The organism is Oleiphilus sp. HI0067 (genome assembly GCF_001635735.1).
On record NZ_LWFI01001612.1, the window covers coordinates 1 to 840 of the forward strand.

Annotated in this window: 1 protein-coding gene; it reads left to right on the forward strand. The window is 46.5% G+C overall.

From position 1 onward, the window contains the following. A partial coding sequence (locus A3739_RS26135; RefSeq protein ID WP_304440319.1) for a carboxyl transferase domain-containing protein occupies positions 1-772 on the forward strand: 772 nt, incomplete at its 5' end. Between the last annotated feature and the right edge of the window lie 68 nt (positions 773-840).

Genomic DNA, 840 nt, shown 5'->3' on the forward strand with positions numbered 1-840 from the left:
AAAATATAGTCCTGACGAGCTTATCGGCGTTGTTCCAAGTGATAGCAAACGACCTTATGACGTGCGTGAGATCGTTGCGCGTATTGCGGATTCATCTGACTTCGTCGATTTCAAACCCGAGTTCGATAATCAAACCGTTTGTGGCTTCTTAAAAATTGAAGGCCATGCATGCGGGCTGATTGGTAACAATGGGCCAATCACACCAAAAGGTGCGGCAAAAGCTGCGCAGTTTATCCAACTATGCGAGCAGTCCGGCACAAGCCTATTGTTCTTCCATAATACAACCGGATTTATGGTTGGTACCGATGCAGAACAAAATGGCGTTATCAAACACGGCTCTAAGATGCTGCAAGCCGTGGCTAACGCAAGCGTACCGAAACTTACCATCGTGGTTGGCGGCTCTTACGGCGCAGGTAACTATGCAATGTGTGGGCGCGGATTAGACCCTCGTTTTATCTTCGCTTGGCCAAACAGTAGAACGGCCGTAATGGGTGGAGCGCAAGCTGGCAAGGTCTTGCGTATTGTTACCGAAGACAAGCACGCCAAAATGGGTAAAGAAGCAGATCCCGCAATGTTAGACGTTTTAGAAAAAGCTACTGCCGACAAATTGGATAAAGGTTCAACCTCACTATATGGCACGGCAAGGCTTTGGGATGATGGACTTATCGACCCACGTGACACCCGAAAAGTATTAGCATTTTTGTTAGATATTTGTGACGAAGAAAAACGTCGAACTCTACGCCCGAATACCTTTGGCGTGGCACGACTTTAAGCTTGGTAACCGACAGAATAAAAACAGTTTTGTAAGAGGCAATTCACATGATTTTTACACAAGAGCAC